The 15,916-nt window shown below is 42.2% G+C and carries 14 protein-coding genes and 1 pseudogene; 11 read left to right on the top strand and 4 right to left on the bottom strand.

What is annotated here, in order from left to right:
- Nucleotides 1–24 precede the first annotated feature (24 nt).
- The 3 genes and pseudogenes from RDV49_RS00875 to RDV49_RS00865 form a co-directional block, all read right to left on the bottom strand.
- Nucleotides 25–255 (bottom strand): annotated as a pseudogene (locus tag RDV49_RS00875) (IS3 family transposase); the annotation flags it as partial.
- A 231-nt stretch (nucleotides 256–486) separates the two neighbouring features.
- Nucleotides 487–3,150 (bottom strand): ABC transporter permease, encoded by a 2,664-nt coding sequence (locus tag RDV49_RS00870; RefSeq protein ID WP_003009940.1) that lies wholly within the window; start codon nucleotides 3,148–3,150, stop codon nucleotides 487–489.
- 12 nt (nucleotides 3,151–3,162) lie between these two features.
- A complete protein-coding gene (locus RDV49_RS00865; protein WP_003009942.1) occupies nucleotides 3,163–3,864 on the bottom strand; it encodes an ABC transporter ATP-binding protein in 702 nt (233 codons plus the stop codon).
- A 229-nt stretch (nucleotides 3,865–4,093) separates the two neighbouring features.
- On the opposite strand from RDV49_RS00865, the gene RDV49_RS00860 reads away from it, so the two are divergent.
- The 4 genes from RDV49_RS00860 to glmS all read left to right on the top strand — a co-directional run bounded on the left by RDV49_RS00860 (nucleotide 4,094) and on the right by glmS (nucleotide 9,075).
- Nucleotides 4,094–4,642, top strand: a complete 549-nt coding sequence (locus tag RDV49_RS00860; RefSeq protein WP_003009944.1) for a TetR/AcrR family transcriptional regulator — start codon at nucleotides 4,094–4,096, stop codon at nucleotides 4,640–4,642.
- A gap of 177 nt (nucleotides 4,643–4,819) precedes the next feature.
- A complete protein-coding gene (locus RDV49_RS00855) occupies nucleotides 4,820–5,515 on the top strand; it encodes a gamma-glutamyl-gamma-aminobutyrate hydrolase family protein (protein WP_021154354.1) in 696 nt (231 codons plus the stop codon).
- A gap of 134 nt (nucleotides 5,516–5,649) precedes the next feature.
- Complete coding sequence (locus tag RDV49_RS00850) at nucleotides 5,650–7,035, top strand: glycoside hydrolase family 1 protein (RefSeq protein WP_003009948.1); 1,386 nt, start codon at nucleotides 5,650–5,652, stop codon at nucleotides 7,033–7,035.
- Nucleotides 7,036–7,266: 231 nt separating this feature from the next.
- Complete coding sequence (gene glmS, locus RDV49_RS00845) at nucleotides 7,267–9,075, top strand: glutamine--fructose-6-phosphate transaminase (isomerizing) (protein ID WP_003009950.1); 1,809 nt, start codon at nucleotides 7,267–7,269, stop codon at nucleotides 9,073–9,075.
- 57 nt (nucleotides 9,076–9,132) lie between these two features.
- Here glmS and RDV49_RS00840 read toward each other — a convergent pair whose 3' ends face one another.
- Entirely contained in the window at nucleotides 9,133–9,990 is an 858-nt protein-coding gene (locus RDV49_RS00840) for a 5'-nucleotidase, lipoprotein e(P4) family (protein WP_003004374.1), read from the bottom strand.
- A 435-nt stretch (nucleotides 9,991–10,425) separates the two neighbouring features.
- Between RDV49_RS00840 and RDV49_RS00835 the strand changes: the two genes are divergently transcribed.
- The 7 genes from RDV49_RS00835 to RDV49_RS00805 all read left to right on the top strand — a co-directional run bounded on the left by RDV49_RS00835 (nucleotide 10,426) and on the right by RDV49_RS00805 (nucleotide 15,885).
- On the top strand, nucleotides 10,426–11,427 hold the full coding sequence (locus RDV49_RS00835; RefSeq protein WP_037608270.1) for a uroporphyrinogen decarboxylase family protein: 1,002 nt from the start codon (nucleotides 10,426–10,428) through the stop codon (nucleotides 11,425–11,427).
- A 17-nt stretch (nucleotides 11,428–11,444) separates the two neighbouring features.
- Nucleotides 11,445–11,645: a hypothetical protein gene (locus RDV49_RS00830; RefSeq protein WP_003009954.1), complete on the top strand. Its 201-nt coding sequence runs from the start codon at nucleotides 11,445–11,447 to the stop codon at nucleotides 11,643–11,645.
- Nucleotides 11,646–11,744: 99 nt separating this feature from the next.
- Nucleotides 11,745–12,746, top strand: a complete 1,002-nt coding sequence (locus RDV49_RS00825) for a uroporphyrinogen decarboxylase family protein (protein WP_003009957.1) — start codon at nucleotides 11,745–11,747, stop codon at nucleotides 12,744–12,746.
- A 27-nt stretch (nucleotides 12,747–12,773) separates the two neighbouring features.
- Entirely contained in the window at nucleotides 12,774–13,652 is an 879-nt protein-coding gene (locus RDV49_RS00820) for a transporter substrate-binding domain-containing protein (protein WP_003009959.1), read from the top strand.
- Between the two features lie 66 nt (nucleotides 13,653–13,718).
- Complete coding sequence (locus RDV49_RS00815) at nucleotides 13,719–14,411, top strand: amino acid ABC transporter permease (RefSeq protein WP_003009960.1); 693 nt, start codon at nucleotides 13,719–13,721, stop codon at nucleotides 14,409–14,411.
- A 3-nt stretch (nucleotides 14,412–14,414) separates the two neighbouring features.
- Nucleotides 14,415–15,101: an amino acid ABC transporter permease gene (locus RDV49_RS00810; protein WP_003009961.1), complete on the top strand. Its 687-nt coding sequence runs from the start codon at nucleotides 14,415–14,417 to the stop codon at nucleotides 15,099–15,101.
- Nucleotides 15,102–15,120: 19 nt separating this feature from the next.
- Nucleotides 15,121–15,885 (top strand): amino acid ABC transporter ATP-binding protein, encoded by a 765-nt coding sequence (locus RDV49_RS00805; protein ID WP_003009962.1) that lies wholly within the window; start codon nucleotides 15,121–15,123, stop codon nucleotides 15,883–15,885.
- The last annotated feature ends 31 nt before the right edge of the window (nucleotides 15,886–15,916 follow it).

Genomic DNA, 15,916 nt, shown 5'->3' with positions numbered 1-15,916 from the left:
CTAACCTAAAGTTAGACAATTTATTTAAGCAAAGGATTTAGTTCTGTATTGCACAGGACTAAGTCCTTTTAGTTTTATCTTAATGCGTTTGTTGTTGTAATAATTAATACAGTCTACACTAGCTTGTTCCAATTGCTCAAGTGACTGAAACGTTTTCTCATGACCATAAAACATCTCAGACTTCAGAATGCCAAAGAAGGATTCCATCATGCCGTTATCTGGACTATTGTATTTACATGACATAGATGACTGGAGTATAAGAGTCATCCAAAAGTATGTGCCTCCTTGTTAAATATCAAAAGATTGGTGAAATGAATAGCGAATATCCCTTTTTATTTTACTTAAAATCAGATTTTTGGATGGAAATACCAGATGATAAAGTAAATCATTTAAAAAATAAAAAAGACAAACGCCCAAAATGACGTTTGTCTAGAATAAGGAAGTTATCCTTGTACTTTAGCTCTACTTATTAGCTTAGATCGTATGTTACTCAACAGATTTTAGGGCTTCGAGCATATTGACTTTCTTAAGGTGTTGGTTCACAAAGATACCGAGACCTGTCAGAATGATAATGACAACAAGTGTTGGAATGGCATAGATGAGCCAGCTCAGACCTGGATTGAACATAATATTTTCAGGAGGGATAACCTCTACCATGTATTGATGCAATCCCCAACCAAGTCCGAATCCAACCAAGATACCAATGATAGAGAGATAAATGGTTTCTCGATAGATGTAGAGTGTCACTTCTCTATTAAAGAAGCCTAGAACCTTAATGGTTGATAACTCACGGATACGTTCTGCCACATTGATATTTGTCAAATTAAAGAGAACAACTAAAGCAAGAAGAACAGAAATCCCAATCAATACTGCCATAACACGGCTAAGGGAGTTGACGATGGTCTTGATTTGTGCCTTTAGAGTAGTATTTTGAACAACCCCTTTGACACCATCAAGCTCCATAAATTGACTGGCTGTTTGCTCAACGTTTTTGTCTGAGTGATTCTTCAGTGTCAGAATAGTAGCATTTTGGCTCGCCTCTTTACCAAAAGCATTTCTGTAAGTAGTTTCATTCATAAAGATGAAGTGACCCATATACATTTCAGAAATACCAGCAACTTTGAGTTTGATATCCTTGTCTTGGCTATTTTGAACGGTTAACTCATCCCCTACAGAAACGCCAGCTAAGTCTGCCAATTTCTCAGAAATAATAATCCCTTTGTCGGTCAAATCGAGTTTTTGACCAGTTTCACGATTATTGAGCTTGATGTAATGTTGTAGAGTTTCTTGATCCTTGTCTTTGACCACAAGGGTTGTGATATCTTGACGATCGTTATTATTTCCTGCCACTTTTGAAAGCATTTCGTAATGAATAGAAAGATGTTCCTTGACCTTGCTATCGTTAATTAATTTTTGGATGTTTTCCTTTTCCTGCCCATCCAGATGATCCTTGTTTGCGACAATCATATCATAGCGAATGATGTTAGGGAATTGGCGTGTGTTAAGGTCTCCAATAGAAGAACGAATACCGAGTCCAGCAAAGAGAAGTGCGATGGAACCGCAGACACCAAAAATAGTCATGAACATCCGTTGCTTGTATCGGAAAATATTACGGGCAGTGACTTTTTGTGTAAAGTTCATACGGTTCCAAAGTGGGGTGATGCGCTCCAAAAGAATCTTAGAACCAGATGTTGGAGGTTTTGGAAGAAGAAGTTGGGCTGGCTTTTCTCCTAATTCGCGCTTGGCTACCATGAAAGCGGGAAGAACTGTGGACAAAAGACCAAGCACAATAGCTAGAAGAGTCTTAAATGGATAAAAGTGTAACTCAATTGGTGCGAGGAGGATTCGCTCTTTATAACTATTGTATATGATAGTTGGAAGGAGAATATGTCCAGCAGCAACCCCAATAGCAGTACCAATCATGCTCGTCACGAATCCATAAATAATAAATTTACGGATGATGTCCTTGTTTTGGTAACCGAGAGCTTTGAATGTCCCTGCCTTAATCCGTTCTTCTTCGACGAAGCGTCCCATTGTTACAAAGGTAACCAAGGCAGCAATAAAGTAGAGGATAACAGGGAAGATATTACTGAGGTTCTGAAAAACAGAAGCGTTGGTCTCATAGGAAACGTACCCTTCTGACCAAGGAGCTTCACGACGTGTGTAGACATCGTAGCTTGGTTCAGCAATGCTATCGATTTTTTCTTGAGCTTCCTTTATTTGCTCCTTCTTGTCAGCGATTTCATCTTGTGCCTGAGTCAATTGTCCCTGGACAAGAGGATTCTTATCCTGACCGCTGGCTTTCGCTTGTTCAAGTTTCTTGTTAAGCTCCGTTTCTGCTTTCTGAAGTTGTCTTGTTTGTTGGTCAATCTTAGCCTGTGGATCAGCTTTTAATTCTTTCAAACGGTTAGCAGGCTGATTTTTTACTAATTTTTCAAGCTCATCCTCGTGTTTGGAAACCTTGTCAGTGTAATCCTGGGTATAGAGGTTAGCTCCACGGACGTCTTTGTAAGCTAAGCGTGCAATCATGTAGACGTCGGAATCAAAACTAGATTCAGGAACAACCGCATACCCTTTGAGTTCCCCACTACCAGCTGTCGATGAACCTAGGTCAACACTTGATAAGATTTCAGAAGACTGAACAAAGCCAGTGATGGTAAAACTGTGTTCTTTTAAGACATCCTTACCATTGTCACCCTCTTTTTCAGAAAACTCAATTTTGTCACCGATCTTATAGTTATCTTGATAGACTGAAGAAAGAGCAATTTCACCTTGCTTACTTGGAAGTTTTCCTTTTACAACCTCATAAGTTGAGATATCTTTTGGTTTTGAAAATAGTCGAAAGGAATCAGTGGAACCTTTCAGTACTACATCTTTAAAGTAACCATACTCAATGTTTGCCTCTGATGAGACTTGATTTAGGAGGTCTTGATCTGACTGGTTCAGTCCATAGCTACCAGTAACTGTGAGGTCAGCTGTTTGGTGTTTAGTAAAATAGCTTGTTCCCGTGTGTTGCATATCAGGTGTCGTCACCTTTAGACCCACAAGAGCGAAAGAACCTAAGGCCATGAGTGAAGCAATAGAAACCACCCGTCCTTTAGAACTAGAGAAAGACTTTCTCACGTCCTTCCAATAAGTTTTACGATTCATGAGACATCCTTTCTAGTACTCGAGGCTATCAATATCTTGTGGATGGGCATTGAGTTCAATACTTTGAACACGCGCATCATGCATACGAATCACACGATCAGCAATAGGTGCAAGCGCCCCGTTGTGAGTGACGATGATAACGGTAGCTCCTTCATTGCGAGCCTTGTCTTGGAGAATCTTCAAGACCTGTTTTCCAGTATTGTAATCCAGGGCTCCTGTAGGTTCGTCACAGAGGAGAATTTTCGGATTTTTTGCGACGGCGCGAGCGATAGCTACCCGTTGTTGCTCACCACCAGACAATTGTGCAGGGAAGTTGTTGATGCGTTTTCCTAGACCAACATCAATCAAAGTTTGTTCCGCATCTTTAGCATCCGCGACAATTTCAGAAGCCAACTCTACATTTTCTTTGGCCGTTAAGTTTGAGACCAAGTTATAGAATTGAAAGACGAATCCGACATCGTCTCTACGATAGGCTGTTAATTGTTTCGCATTATAATTGGAGATGTCTTTCCCATCGATGACGACCTTTCCTTCATCATTGGTATCCATACCACCAAGAATATTGAGAACAGTTGATTTTCCTGCCCCAGAAGAACCGAGTATAATCACTAACTCCCCTTTTTCAATTTCGAAAGTGATATCATTGTTTGCGATGATTTCCACATCACCTGTTTTATACCGTTTGTAACTATGTTTCATTTCAATATACGCCATGTGTATTTGTCTCCTTTAAAAATTATCAGCTGCTAAAACAACAACCTGTTGAATAATTACGAAGGTTATTTTATGATTTTTTAAATACGATTGCTACAACAGAAAACAACAATGTGTTGAAATAACGAAGAGAATATGATAATCATAACTGAAAATATCAGATGATAGTTGACATTTTCAAAATTCGAGATATACTTTAATCAACAATATGTAGAAATAAGGGGTTCGTATGCAACAGAGACAAACGACAACTAAGTCAGATATTAAAGAAGCCTTCATTCAGCTTTTGGCTACAAAAAGTTTAGAGGATATAACGATTAGTCAGTTAACTAAAAAAGCGGGTGTCAACCGCTCGACATTTTATCTGCACTACCTAGATAAACAGGATTTTTTAGAGCAATTAAAAGAAGAAACCATAACGACGGTTCGTATGATTTTGAGGAAAGAAACCTTTTATCCCAAAGAAGCCTTAGAAGCCATCTTGTCTTATTTCCAAGAGAACAGTGCTTTTTTTGCTGAAATTGCAAAAAATCCAAGCTTTCGTTTTGCAGACAACATTCGTTATTTTATCTTGGGGATGATTGAGTCTACGCCACGTTCTCGACCAGTCATTGTGGCAGCTTATCAAATGCCAGAGCGCTATGCTATTACCATGTATGTTTCTGGTTTGACAGGACTTATTGTCGACTGGATTATCAATGGGACTCAGGAAAACCCCCAACAATTGACCAAGATTATACTGGATTCCCCAGGGATGGAGTGGTTTAAAGAAAAGTAACTACTTAAGAATCCTCAGGGGCTTTGAAACAGAATTGCCTCTTATTGACAGAAGTTAGATGGCTGAGTCCTTTCATTCTAATTGTTGACTGTCTCTTCAAAAAAATCTCCATTGAGTCTGGCTTGAAATTGTGTTACAATAAGCCTTGAAGATGAATGAAAGAATATGGAAATAAGCATGAAAATAAGACCAGTGATTGGAATTACAGGAAATGAAAGACCCTTCCCAGATGATCCAGACGCGAACATGAGCTATGCGGCGACTGGTTTTGTCGAAGCGGTCAAAGAGGCAGGAGGGATTCCCTTGATCTTGCCGATTGGAGATGCGGCCTTGGCCAAAGACTACATATCGATGATTGATAAGCTCATCATCACCGGTGGACAAAATGTCTTGCCCAAGTTTTACGGAGAAGAAATCACCATCGACAGTGATGACTACCTCTTGAAACGCGATCTCTTTGAGTTGGCCTTGATTGAAGAAGCGCGTGCGGCTAAAAAAGCTATCTTTACCGTCTGCCGTGGGACCCAGCTCTATAATGTCGCTCTAGGGGGAACTCTGTATCAAGATATTGAACACCACTGGCAGGACAATCCAGGTCAGTACACCAGTCAAGAGTTGGTGACCAAGGATCAGACGGTCCTGCAAGAGATCTATGGTAAGACCAGTCGCATCAATTCTTTCCATCATCAAAGTATTAAAGACTTGGCAGATGGCTTAGAAGTAATCGCGCGGGATCCTAAAGATGACATCATAGAAGCCGTTCAATCCACAGATGAGAGCCGTTTCCTCGGAGTTCAGTGGCATCCAGAACTACGTTTTGACAAGAGCCCAGCAGATCGCAAGCTCTTTGAATATGTCGTGACTCAATTATAAAGAGGACCAGCTCCCTTAGGAATTTTTCCTAAGGGGCTTTTTCTTTAATCTGCGTAAGAAAGACTGTAAATTGTGCCTAGGTTTTGGGGGAGGATGCGCTACAATAGAGCTAGTAGAATGAGGAGGATTAGGACATGTATCAATTTCCAAAGGATTTTTTATGGGGGAGTTCGACCTCGGGGCCTCAAACAGAAGGACGTCTAGCCCAGGATGGAAAGGGAGACAATCTCTGGGATTACTGGTATAGGGTCGAGCCCAACCGCTTTTATCAAGGGCAAGGACCAGAGAAAACATCGACTTTTTATGAACACTGGGAAGAAGATCTGGACCTCTTGTTAGAAACCGGCCACACGGCCTTTCGAACCTCTATCCAGTGGTCACGTATTTTCCCAGAAGGACGAGGGGAGATCAATCAAGCAGGTGTTGATTTCTACCGCCGTGTCTTTGAAAAGATTAAAGAAAAAGGGATTCACCTCTTGGTCAACCTCTATCATTTTGATTTACCGATGGCTCTTCAAGAGCAAGGGGATGGTTGGGAAAATAAAGAAACCGCCTATGCTTACCAGGAATATGCGCGTTTTTGTTTCAAGACCTATGGAGATCTGGTCGATCAGTGGATCACCTTTAATGAACCTATTGTCCCTGTAGAATTTGGTTATTTTTATGATGCCCATTTTCCTCATAAGGTAGACGCAGCAGCAGCTGTTAAAGTAGCCTACCACACCCAGCTAGCAAGCTCTCTAGCAGTTAAGGCCTGTCATGAGGTGGATCCTAATTACCGTATCGGGATTGTGCTCAATTTGACACCAGCCTATCCTCGGAGCCAGCATCCAGAAGATGTGAAAGCTGCGCGTATTGCCGAGCTCTTTCAAGCCAAATCTTTTTTAGATCCATCTGTTCTTGGTCATTATCCTGAAGAATTAGTGGAGATCCTACGGGAGCGCGATCTCTTACCGGATTATGATCCCTTTGAATTGCGCTTGATCGAGGAAAATACGGTGGATTACCTAGGGGTTAACTATTACCAACCACTCCGTGTGGCGGCTCCTCGTTATGCTCCAAATCCAGCATCTCCCCTACTCTTTGAACAATTTTATGAACCCTATGTCATGCCAGGTCGCAAGATCAATCCCCACCGAGGTTGGGAAATCTATGAGCAAGGCTTGTATGACATTGCCCAAAATATCAAGGAAAACTATGGCAATATCGAGTGGATCCTGACCGAAAACGGGATGGGAGTTGAAGGAGAGGAAAAATTTCGCAAGGATGGAGTGATCCAAGACGATTACCGGATTGACTTTGTCAAAGACCATCTTCGCGAGCTCCACCGGGCTATTCAAGATGGTGCCAACTGTAAAGGCTATCTGATCTGGACCTTTATTGACTGCTGGTCATGGCTCAATGGCTACAAGAACCGCTATGGTTTAGTTGAGTTGGAGCTCGAAAGTCAAAAACGAACCCTCAAAAAATCTGGTCATTGGTTCCGTAAGTTGAGTCAGCGGAATGGATTTGAAGAGTAGAAAAAGCAACCTATCAACCAAGATGTTGATAGGTTTTTCTTAACCCTCCCTTAACTAGACCAATTTTCTTGAATTTCCTAGTTGACAAACTAGAAGAAGCATTGTATACTGACTCCGCTGGTTGCTTTTTGGTCAAATTAGACTAGACCAATTTAAAGTAACTGAGAAATCGACCATGGGTCGTTTGACTAAGTAAAGGGGAAAGTATAGCAAGGCTATATCGTAAAAACTATGTGCGGAATCGTTGGTGTTGTAGGAAATACAAATGCTACTGATATTTTGATTCAAGGACTTGAAAAACTCGAATACCGAGGCTATGACTCTGCGGGTGTTTTTCTGGCTAGTGAAGGCAAGAGCCAATTGGTAAAGGCAGTTGGCCGCATTGCAGAATTGTCATCTAAGGCAGAAGGTGTCGAAGGGACAGCTGGGATTGGACATACCCGTTGGGCCACTCATGGAAAACCAACTGAGGACAATGCTCACCCACACCGCTCTGAAACAGGTCGCTTTGTTTTAGTCCACAATGGGGTCATTGAAAACTACCTTGAAATCAAGGAAGAATACCTAGCAGGTCACCATTTCAAGGGGCAAACAGATACAGAAATCGCAGCCCACTTGATCGGAAAATTTGCTGAAGAAGATGGCTTGTCTACGCTGGAAGCCTTCAAAAAAGCCCTCCACATCATCCGTGGAGCCTATGCTTTTGCTTTGATGGATGCGGAAGATCCAAGTACCATCTATGTAGCAAAAAATAAATCACCACTATTGATCGGTCTTGGCGATGGCTACAATATGGTCTGCTCAGATGCCATGGCCATGATTCGTGAAACCAACCAATACATGGAAATCCATGACCAAGAGTTGGTCATTGTCAAGGCTGACAGCGTTGAAGTTCAAGACTATGATGGAAACATCAAAGAACGGGCTAGCTATACGGCTGAACTTGACCTTTCTGATATCGGTAAAGGGACTTACCCATACTACATGCTCAAAGAAATCGATGAGCAACCAACTGTCATGCGTAAGTTGATCCAAGCCTATACAGATGAATCTGGTCAAGTAGTGGTAGATCCAGCTATTATCAAGGCTGTTCAAGAAGCAGACCGGATCTATATCCTTGCGGCTGGTACCTCTTACCATGCTGGATTTGCTTCTAAAAAAATGTTGGAAGAGTTGACAGATACCCCAGTAGAACTCGGTATTTCATCTGAGTGGGGCTATGGTATGCCACTTCTCAGCAAGAAACCACTCTTCATCTTTATCAGCCAATCTGGCGAAACAGCTGATAGCCGCCAAGTGTTGGTCAAGGCCAATGAAATGGGGATTCCAAGCTTGACAGTGACCAATGTTCCAGGTTCAACTCTTTCACGTGAAGCAGACATGACCATGTTGCTCCATGCTGGTCCTGAAATTGCGGTAGCTTCTACTAAGGCTTATACGGCTCAAATCGCAGCCCTTGCCTTTCTTGCTAAAGCTGTTGGGGAAGCCAATGGCAATGAGAAGGCCAAAGCCTTTGATTTGGTGCACGAATTGTCTATCGTTGCCCAATCGATCGAATCAACCCTTTCAGAAAAAGAAGTGATCGACGAAAAAGTCCGTGGCTTGTTGGAAACAACCCGCAATGCTTTCTATATCGGACGTGGCCAAGATTACTATGTTGCTATGGAAGCCAGTCTGAAACTAAAAGAAATTTCTTACATCCAATGTGAAGGCTTCGCTGCGGGTGAGTTGAAACACGGTACCATCGCTCTGATCGAAGACGGTACACCGGTTATTGCCCTCTTGTCTGATCCAGTCCTAGCCAGCCACACACGTGGGAACATCCAAGAAGTGGCAGCACGTGGGGCTCATGTTTTAACCATTGCAGAAGAAAATGTCGCTAAAGAGACAGATGATTTGGTCTTGACAGCAGTTCACCCTTACCTCTCTCCAATCTCAATGGTGGTACCAACCCAATTGATTGCCTACTTTGCAACCCTTCATCGTGGGCTAGATGTTGATAAACCACGGAACCTTGCTAAGTCTGTAACCGTTGAATAAACTTGTCTATATAGAAAAAACATCCTCGTTAGGTTTTTCCTAGCGAGGATGTTTGCTTTATTTGTCAAAACCTTGCAAGGCTTTGAGGCGTTCTTCTGTTTGTCCCTTGGCATCTAGTTTTTTACCTTGGTAAACAGCAGATTCCCATGATCCATACATTGGATTTGGGAAGATGATGAATTTTTCACCAAATTCTTTTTGCAATTCGTCCAATTTCTTGTCACGATCAGCTTCAGAGGTCTTAGAAAAATCTGCAAAGTCAACCAGATTGTCCCCGAAGAGCAAGACAAGATTGGTCTTTTCTTGTACAGCTTGGCGACGGCCTTCTTTTGATTTGACGCCATCTTCTAAGAACATGAGGTGGTCACGTCCTTGAACAGGAATGCCTTCTTTTTCAAGATTCTTGATGGTATCATCTACTTGAGAGGTTGTACGGTCAGAAATGTAGTAGATTTGAACTCCGTTTTGATCCGCATATTGAAGGAAATCTTTGGCACCTGGCACCGCTTTTGCGGCTGCTTTTTTCACCCAAACATCCCAATCTTTAGGATTGAAGGCCGTACCATCTTTGACGTTTTGAACTTGGTAAGGGCTGTTGTCTAAAACAGTTTCGTCCAAATCCAAGACGATGGAATAAGGCTTATCAGAAGGAGTTTGGAGGATCTCTTTCAAACGGTCAGTAGCGACATTGTAGCCTTGTAAATACAAAGCCTTGGTTTCTGCTGCCTTTTGGTACCAGAGAACAGACATGGTATTTTCTTGTGAGCGCTGTTGATCATAGGTCATCGTCACCTGATTTTTAGTGCTGCTTGCTTTTGTCTCTTGCGTTTTAGTGGTGTTGCTTCCACAACTCGTCAGTAAAATGACAGAAGCAAGAGCAGAAACGATGGTAAAGGTGGTTTTTGTTGTTTTCATAAACCGTACACTCCTTAAAATTATTCTATAAAAATTATACTCCTTTCAATCTTGCCTGACAAGAAAGAGAAGAAGGTGTCTAGGAATCGGTGAAAAGAACAAAGGAGGAAAAATGCTGTTATGAAAGGTTTCTTTGCTTTAACATACGCCATTTTTTCCTTTAAAAGAAGAGGTATAGTTTTTTGCTATAACAGGATCAAGAAAAGATCAAAGCGGTCCTTTTCTTCTAAAATGAAAGAATAAAGAAAGATATCCGCAAGTCCCTATTTTCAAGGGCTTGCCTTTTTTTGATACCTTTCTTAATAAAGAAATTTTAAGGCCTTGATAGGGAAAATATATTAGTCAGCTACTTTTCGAGGTGATATCATGGTTACAAATTCCAGAAGGAAAGCAGTTAGCCTTTCTATTGGAGAAATATTGAGGAGGATGCACAGTATGAGTAAAAAAGAATTGGTTCTTCGTGCCATTCGAGGCGAAGCTGTAGAGCGAATCCCTGTAGGATTTTGGCTCCATTATGTGACCCAAGAAGAAAAAGAATTGGGTCTAGACAATCCGGCTGTAGTAGCAAAAAGTATTAAGGGCCACCAACACTATGTAGAAGAAATTTCACCTGATTTTGTCAAGATCATGAGCGATGGCTTCTTCCGCTATCCGAGTGCTCTTTATTCGAGAGAGATCCAATCAATCCGAGAATTGAAGGATATTCAACCGATTGGAGAGCATCATCCTTGGATTGAAAAACAAATCGAAGTGGTCAAGGAGATTCGTTCCCATTTCCATGAAGAGATTGCTTCTTTCTACAATATCTTCTCGCCCATTTCTTATTTGAAACGCTGGTTCCGTACGGATCAATCCCGTGGAGATCAAGTGATTGCAGACTTTATCAAGGAAGATCCAGAAACTTTAGCTCATGTCCTTGACGTGATTGCAGGAGACATCGCTACTTTAAGTCGCCGCTTGATCCAAGAAGCAGGTATTGAAGGGATTTACTTTTCAACCCAGCAAGTCCAAGATGAGCGTGTGACAGAGGAAGAATACCGTAAGATCATTGAACCGAGCAATATCGCTGTCCTAGCAGCAGCCAATGAAGCTGGAGGCATCAATATCCTTCATATCTGTGGTTTTGAAGGGGCCAGCAATGAAGTGGAACTCTTCAAGGATTATCCAGCTCAAGTCATTAACTGGGCGACCCATCATGAAGGCCTTAGCCTAGCCGCAGGTCGTAAACTTTTCGGCGATCGTGCCGTCTTGGGTGGCTTTGTCAATGGCAAGAAAGGTTTGCTCTATCAAGGGGAACGAGCAGTTATTGAGCAAGAAACTCGTCGCTTGGTGGCTGAAGCCGGAAGCCGTGGTTTGATCCTTGGAGCAGACTGTACTGTGCCAGATGATTTCCAATTGGAACGCTTAGATTGGGTACGTCAAGCAGCTGTATTGTAAGAAGAAAGGAGAGGGAGATGAAAAAGATCAATGTATGGTGTATCCTGGTAACCGTTTTGTTTTTGCTTCTAGGGCTTAGTAAAGCTGCTCTAGCAAGTAGTCAGGGGAAAGCAAAAAAAGATCCAGATATGGCAAGACTGGAGAAGATTCCAGCTCATAGCCTCTCCCTCCTTCGCCCATCTGACCTAGCAGGAATTCTACTCCTTGAAGATCAGTGATAAAAAAAGATGAAGAGCTTGATAAAAAATATATATTAGTCAAACAATTATCGAAGTGATAAGATAACAAACAAGAAAAGATTAGAACGAGGTAAGAACATGTCATCAAAAAGAGAATTAGTCTTAAAAGCTTTTAAAGGAGAAGCAGTTGACCGTGTGCCAGTTGGATTTTGGCATCATTTTACAACAGAAGAAGAATGGTTGAAAGGATTTTCTAATCCGGAAATTATTGAAAAAAACCTGAATGGACATAAAAACTTCCTTCACAAGGTCAAACCAGACTTTGTCAAACTCATGAGCGATGGTTACTTTGCTTATCCAAATCCAGCCATTCACAAAGGCCTTGAAAATATCTCTGACTTAGCAGGGATTGAACCACTCGGAGCAGATCATCCATGGATCACAGAGCAAGTAGAGCTCGTTAAAAAAATCCGTGCCGGTTTTGAAGAAGACATTGTGGCTATCTACAATATCTTTGCTCCAGTGACCTACTTCAAATGGTTGGTCGGAGAAGTTTCAGGAGGAGATGACTTGATCGCAAACTTTATCGATCAAGATGCAGCAACTCTTAAAAAAGTATTGGATACGATTGGCCAAGATATTGCAAGTTTGAGCCAACGAATCATCAAAGAAGCAGGGGCAGACGGGATCTACCTCAGTGTTCAAAGCATCCAAGATGCGCGCGTGAGCCAAGAAGTATACAAACAAGTCATCGCAGCAAGTGAACTCCATGTCTTAGAAACAGCCAATGAAGCCGGTGGCGTAAATATCCTTCATATCTGTGGCTACGAAGGAGCTCGCAATGATATCCACCTCTTCACAGACTACCCAGCCCAAGTCATTAACTGGGCAGTCGGACCAGAAGGAATCAGCCTAGCAGAAGGACGCGAAATCTTCGGTGGACGCACGGTTCTTGGTGGTTTTGAAAATGGCAAAAATGGTCTTCTCTACACAGGAGACAAGGCTGCGATCCAAGCAGAAACCAAACGCATCATCGCAGAAACAGGAACCACAGGCTTGGTCATTGGTGCCGATTGTACGATTCCAAGTGACATTGATGAAGAACGAATCGAATGGGTTCGTGAAGCTGCAGCAGAATAAGGAAAATGGAAAAAGGGAGAACAGAGTATGAGTAAAAAAACATGGATTATCGGTGGGGTGGCAGTGCTTGCCATTGCAGGTGCAACCATTCTTGGACGGAGCTTAAACCATGCAAACGATAGCAAAGGCTCAACAGGATCGAACAAGGTAACAACCTTGAAAGTAGCCCACACTCAAAACTATGTACCGTATGATTTCGTTGATGAAAAAGGAGAATCAGATGGCTATGAAGTAGCCGTTCTCAAAGCCATTGACGAAAAACTACCAGACTACAAGTTTGAGTACACTGGAACAAGTGATGACGATCTCTTGATCGGTCTAGAATCTGGTAAATACGATATCGGAACCAAAGGAGCTTGGTATACCGAAGAACGTGCCAAGAAATTCATCATTCCAAAAGAACCAATCGGAGCAAGTATCATCGGATTTACCGTTCGGAAAGAAGATGCGAAAAAATACAAGAACATCGATGACTTCGCTAAAGAAAAAGGAAAATTGGTTCCAATTTCACCACAAAATGCGCAGTGGAATGTTATTAAAGAATACAATGAAAAGCATAAGGACCAACAAATCGAATTAACAGCTGCGGAATCTTTCAAAGTCGCAGATGCTTATGCTTGGGTTCTTGAAGGACGTTACGATGCCTTCTTTGACATCAAACTTTCCTTTGAAAAAGCTGTCACAGATAAAGATGGTTCTTACCACCAATATGCGGACAAACTGAGCTGGTTTGCCTACAAAGGAATTCCAACTTACCCATTGATCCATAAGGATAAGAAAAACGAAAAATTTGCGGAAGAATACAGCAAGGCCATCAAAGAATTAGAAAAAGATGGCACACTTGCTAAATTGTCGAAAAAATATTTCGGTGAAGATGTCTTCAGTTATGTAGATAAAGAGAAATAAGATGAAACTGGGTGCGCATAGCCCCAGCTTCCTTATTTCTATACGGATACAGAAAGGAAAAGAAACATGGTCTCATACGACATTTCCAAGGTCTGGTCATTTCTTCCAACCTTGGTCCAAGCTCTACCAGCGACCCTAGCTTTGATGGTTTTAACGACGGTTCTCGGTTCTGCATTTGGCTTGGTTTTGACTTGGGCACAAGTATCAGAAGATAAGGTAGGAGCAGGTCTGGCAAAAGGCTATGTCTTTACTTTGCGTTGTACCCCTCCGATTGTCTTGCTCTTTTTGGTCTTTTATGGACTGCCCCAATTTTTGAACTGGTGGTTGGGAGTAGATATTGACCACTGGTCCAAGTTTGTCTTTGTCTTGGTTGCCATGTTTCTTCTCTTTGCCGCGATGATTTCTGAGGTCTTCAAGGCAGCCTATTTGGCCATTCCAAAAGGTCAGATGGAAGCAGGCTTGAGTATCGGATTGACACCAGCTCAGACCATTTGGCGGATTGTCCTTCCCCAAGCCTTTCGCGTGGCTCTTCCAAATATGACGACTGCCATCTTGAACCTCATGCGCGATGCCGCTTTGGCTTATACCATTGGCTTTATCGATATCATGGGAGCAGGCAATAACTTGATCAGCCGCAATCTTGGGAATTATTCCCTCGAGACCTATACAGCCGTAGCAGTGATATACTGGGGAATTGCCCTTGTGATCTCCTTCTCCGCTCAACTCCTTGAGAAACGACTCAGTGTAACAGAAAGGTAGCTTATGGATTTCAATTTTATTAGTAAAGCATTTCTAGCCACCTTGGGTGGTGTTCCAGTGACCCTTCTGATCATGGTCGTATCGATTCTTTTGAGTTTCTTTCCAGCCCTCTTTTTGGCACTCGGTCAGATCTATAAGGTCAAAGGTGTTCGCAGTTTCTCAGTGATTTACTTAGCCTTTATCCGCGCGACGCCTCCGATTCTCTTGATTCTCTTCTTTTATAGTCTCTTTCCCAGCCTCTTAAATAGCTTTTTTAAGAGTATTGGTAGTCACTTTAATGTCTTTGAGATCAATCCTATTTACTATGCCTTTATCATCTTTAGCTTGATGACAACAGGAAGTCTTGCTGAAATTCTACGGTCAGCCATTCTGACCGTTGATAAGGGCCAGCTAGAAGCAGCGCAAGCCATTGGTTTGACTAATCGTCAAGCCTACATCCGCATTGTTTTTCCACAAGCCTTGCGTGCAGCCCTTCCCAATTTGTGTAACCTGGTTATCAACTTGGTCAAAGGAACCTCCCTTGTCTTTGTCATGACCATCAAGGATATCACCGCCATTGCCAAGGTCGAAGCCTCTTATGGCTATCAATATTTTGAATCCTATCTAGTGATTTTTATTCTTTATATTGTCATTTGTGGGGTGATTCAATGGGGATTCAATCTCTTAGAAAAACGCCTGACACTCGCATAGAAGAAGGAGAAATAAGAAGATGTTAGAAGTAGAACACGTATCGAAAAAATTTAAGGACCACCAGGTCCTGGTAGATGTTAATCTCAAGGTCAACCAAGGGGATGTCGTCGTTATTTTGGGTCCATCTGGATCAGGAAAAACAACCTTCCTTCGCTGCCTCAATCACTTGGAAAAGGCAGATACAGGCCGTTTGACTTTGGGTGGAAAAGAGTATGATCTCTCAAAACTCAGCAAAAAGGAAATTTTAGAAATTCGCCAAAAGACAGCCTTTGTCTTCCAGCATTACAATCTCTTCGCTAACAAAACAGCGCTCGAAAATATCTTAGAAGGCCTGGTTGTGGCTCGGAAGATTCCAAAAGAAGAAGCTATCCAACGGGCAGAATCAGCCCTTGAAAAAGTTGGTCTCCTCGCTTACAAGGATTACTATCCTTCTCAATTGTCAGGTGGCCAGCAGCAACGGATCGGAATCGCGCGTGCCATCGCAGTGAAACCAGACGTGATCTTGCTGGACGAGCCGACTTCAGCGCTAGACCCAGAGTTGGTCGGTGACGTCTTAGATGTCATGAAGCAATTGGCCCAAGAAGGAGTGACCATGGTTGTCGTAACCCATGAGATGGGCTTTGCGCGTGATGTAGCCAACAACGTCATCTTTATGGATGGCGGACACATCATCGAAGAAAACGAACCACATGAATTCTTCAACAGTCCAAAAGAAGAACGAACCAAACAATTCCTTTCACGGATTTTATCCGATGCCACTTATAGCGTCGAATATATGATTTAACAGGAGACACACCCAGTAAGGGTGTGTTTTT

The sequence above is a fragment of the Streptococcus parasanguinis genome (genome assembly GCF_031582885.1).
In the GTDB taxonomy this organism is placed as follows: Bacteria; Bacillota; Bacilli; order Lactobacillales; family Streptococcaceae; genus Streptococcus; species Streptococcus parasanguinis_M.
The sequence above is the reverse complement of the archived record's forward strand: the minus strand, read 5'-3'. Positions and strand labels throughout refer to the sequence as shown.

Bases quoted from the DNA above. Each gene is read 5' to 3' on its own strand.
- RDV49_RS00870 (WP_003009940.1), bottom strand. From the start codon at position 3,150: ATGAATCGTAAAACTTATTGGAAGGACGTGAGAAAGTCTTTCTCTAGT.
- RDV49_RS00865 (WP_003009942.1), bottom strand. From the start codon at position 3,864: ATGGCGTATATTGAAATGAAACATAGTTACAAACGGTATAAAACAGGT.
- RDV49_RS00860 (WP_003009944.1), top strand. From the start codon at position 4,094: ATGCAACAGAGACAAACGACAACTAAGTCAGATATTAAAGAAGCCTTC.
- RDV49_RS00855 (WP_021154354.1), top strand. From the start codon at position 4,820: ATGAAAATAAGACCAGTGATTGGAATTACAGGAAATGAAAGACCCTTC.
- RDV49_RS00850 (WP_003009948.1), top strand. From the start codon at position 5,650: ATGTATCAATTTCCAAAGGATTTTTTATGGGGGAGTTCGACCTCGGGG.
- glmS (WP_003009950.1), top strand. From the start codon at position 7,267: ATGTGCGGAATCGTTGGTGTTGTAGGAAATACAAATGCTACTGATATT.
- RDV49_RS00840 (WP_003004374.1), bottom strand. From the start codon at position 9,990: ATGAAAACAACAAAAACCACCTTTACCATCGTTTCTGCTCTTGCTTCT.
- RDV49_RS00835 (WP_037608270.1), top strand. From the start codon at position 10,426: ATGAGTAAAAAAGAATTGGTTCTTCGTGCCATTCGAGGCGAAGCTGTA.
- RDV49_RS00830 (WP_003009954.1), top strand. From the start codon at position 11,445: ATGAAAAAGATCAATGTATGGTGTATCCTGGTAACCGTTTTGTTTTTG.
- RDV49_RS00825 (WP_003009957.1), top strand. From the start codon at position 11,745: ATGTCATCAAAAAGAGAATTAGTCTTAAAAGCTTTTAAAGGAGAAGCA.
- RDV49_RS00820 (WP_003009959.1), top strand. From the start codon at position 12,774: ATGAGTAAAAAAACATGGATTATCGGTGGGGTGGCAGTGCTTGCCATT.
- RDV49_RS00815 (WP_003009960.1), top strand. From the start codon at position 13,719: ATGGTCTCATACGACATTTCCAAGGTCTGGTCATTTCTTCCAACCTTG.
- RDV49_RS00810 (WP_003009961.1), top strand. From the start codon at position 14,415: ATGGATTTCAATTTTATTAGTAAAGCATTTCTAGCCACCTTGGGTGGT.
- RDV49_RS00805 (WP_003009962.1), top strand. From the start codon at position 15,121: ATGTTAGAAGTAGAACACGTATCGAAAAAATTTAAGGACCACCAGGTC.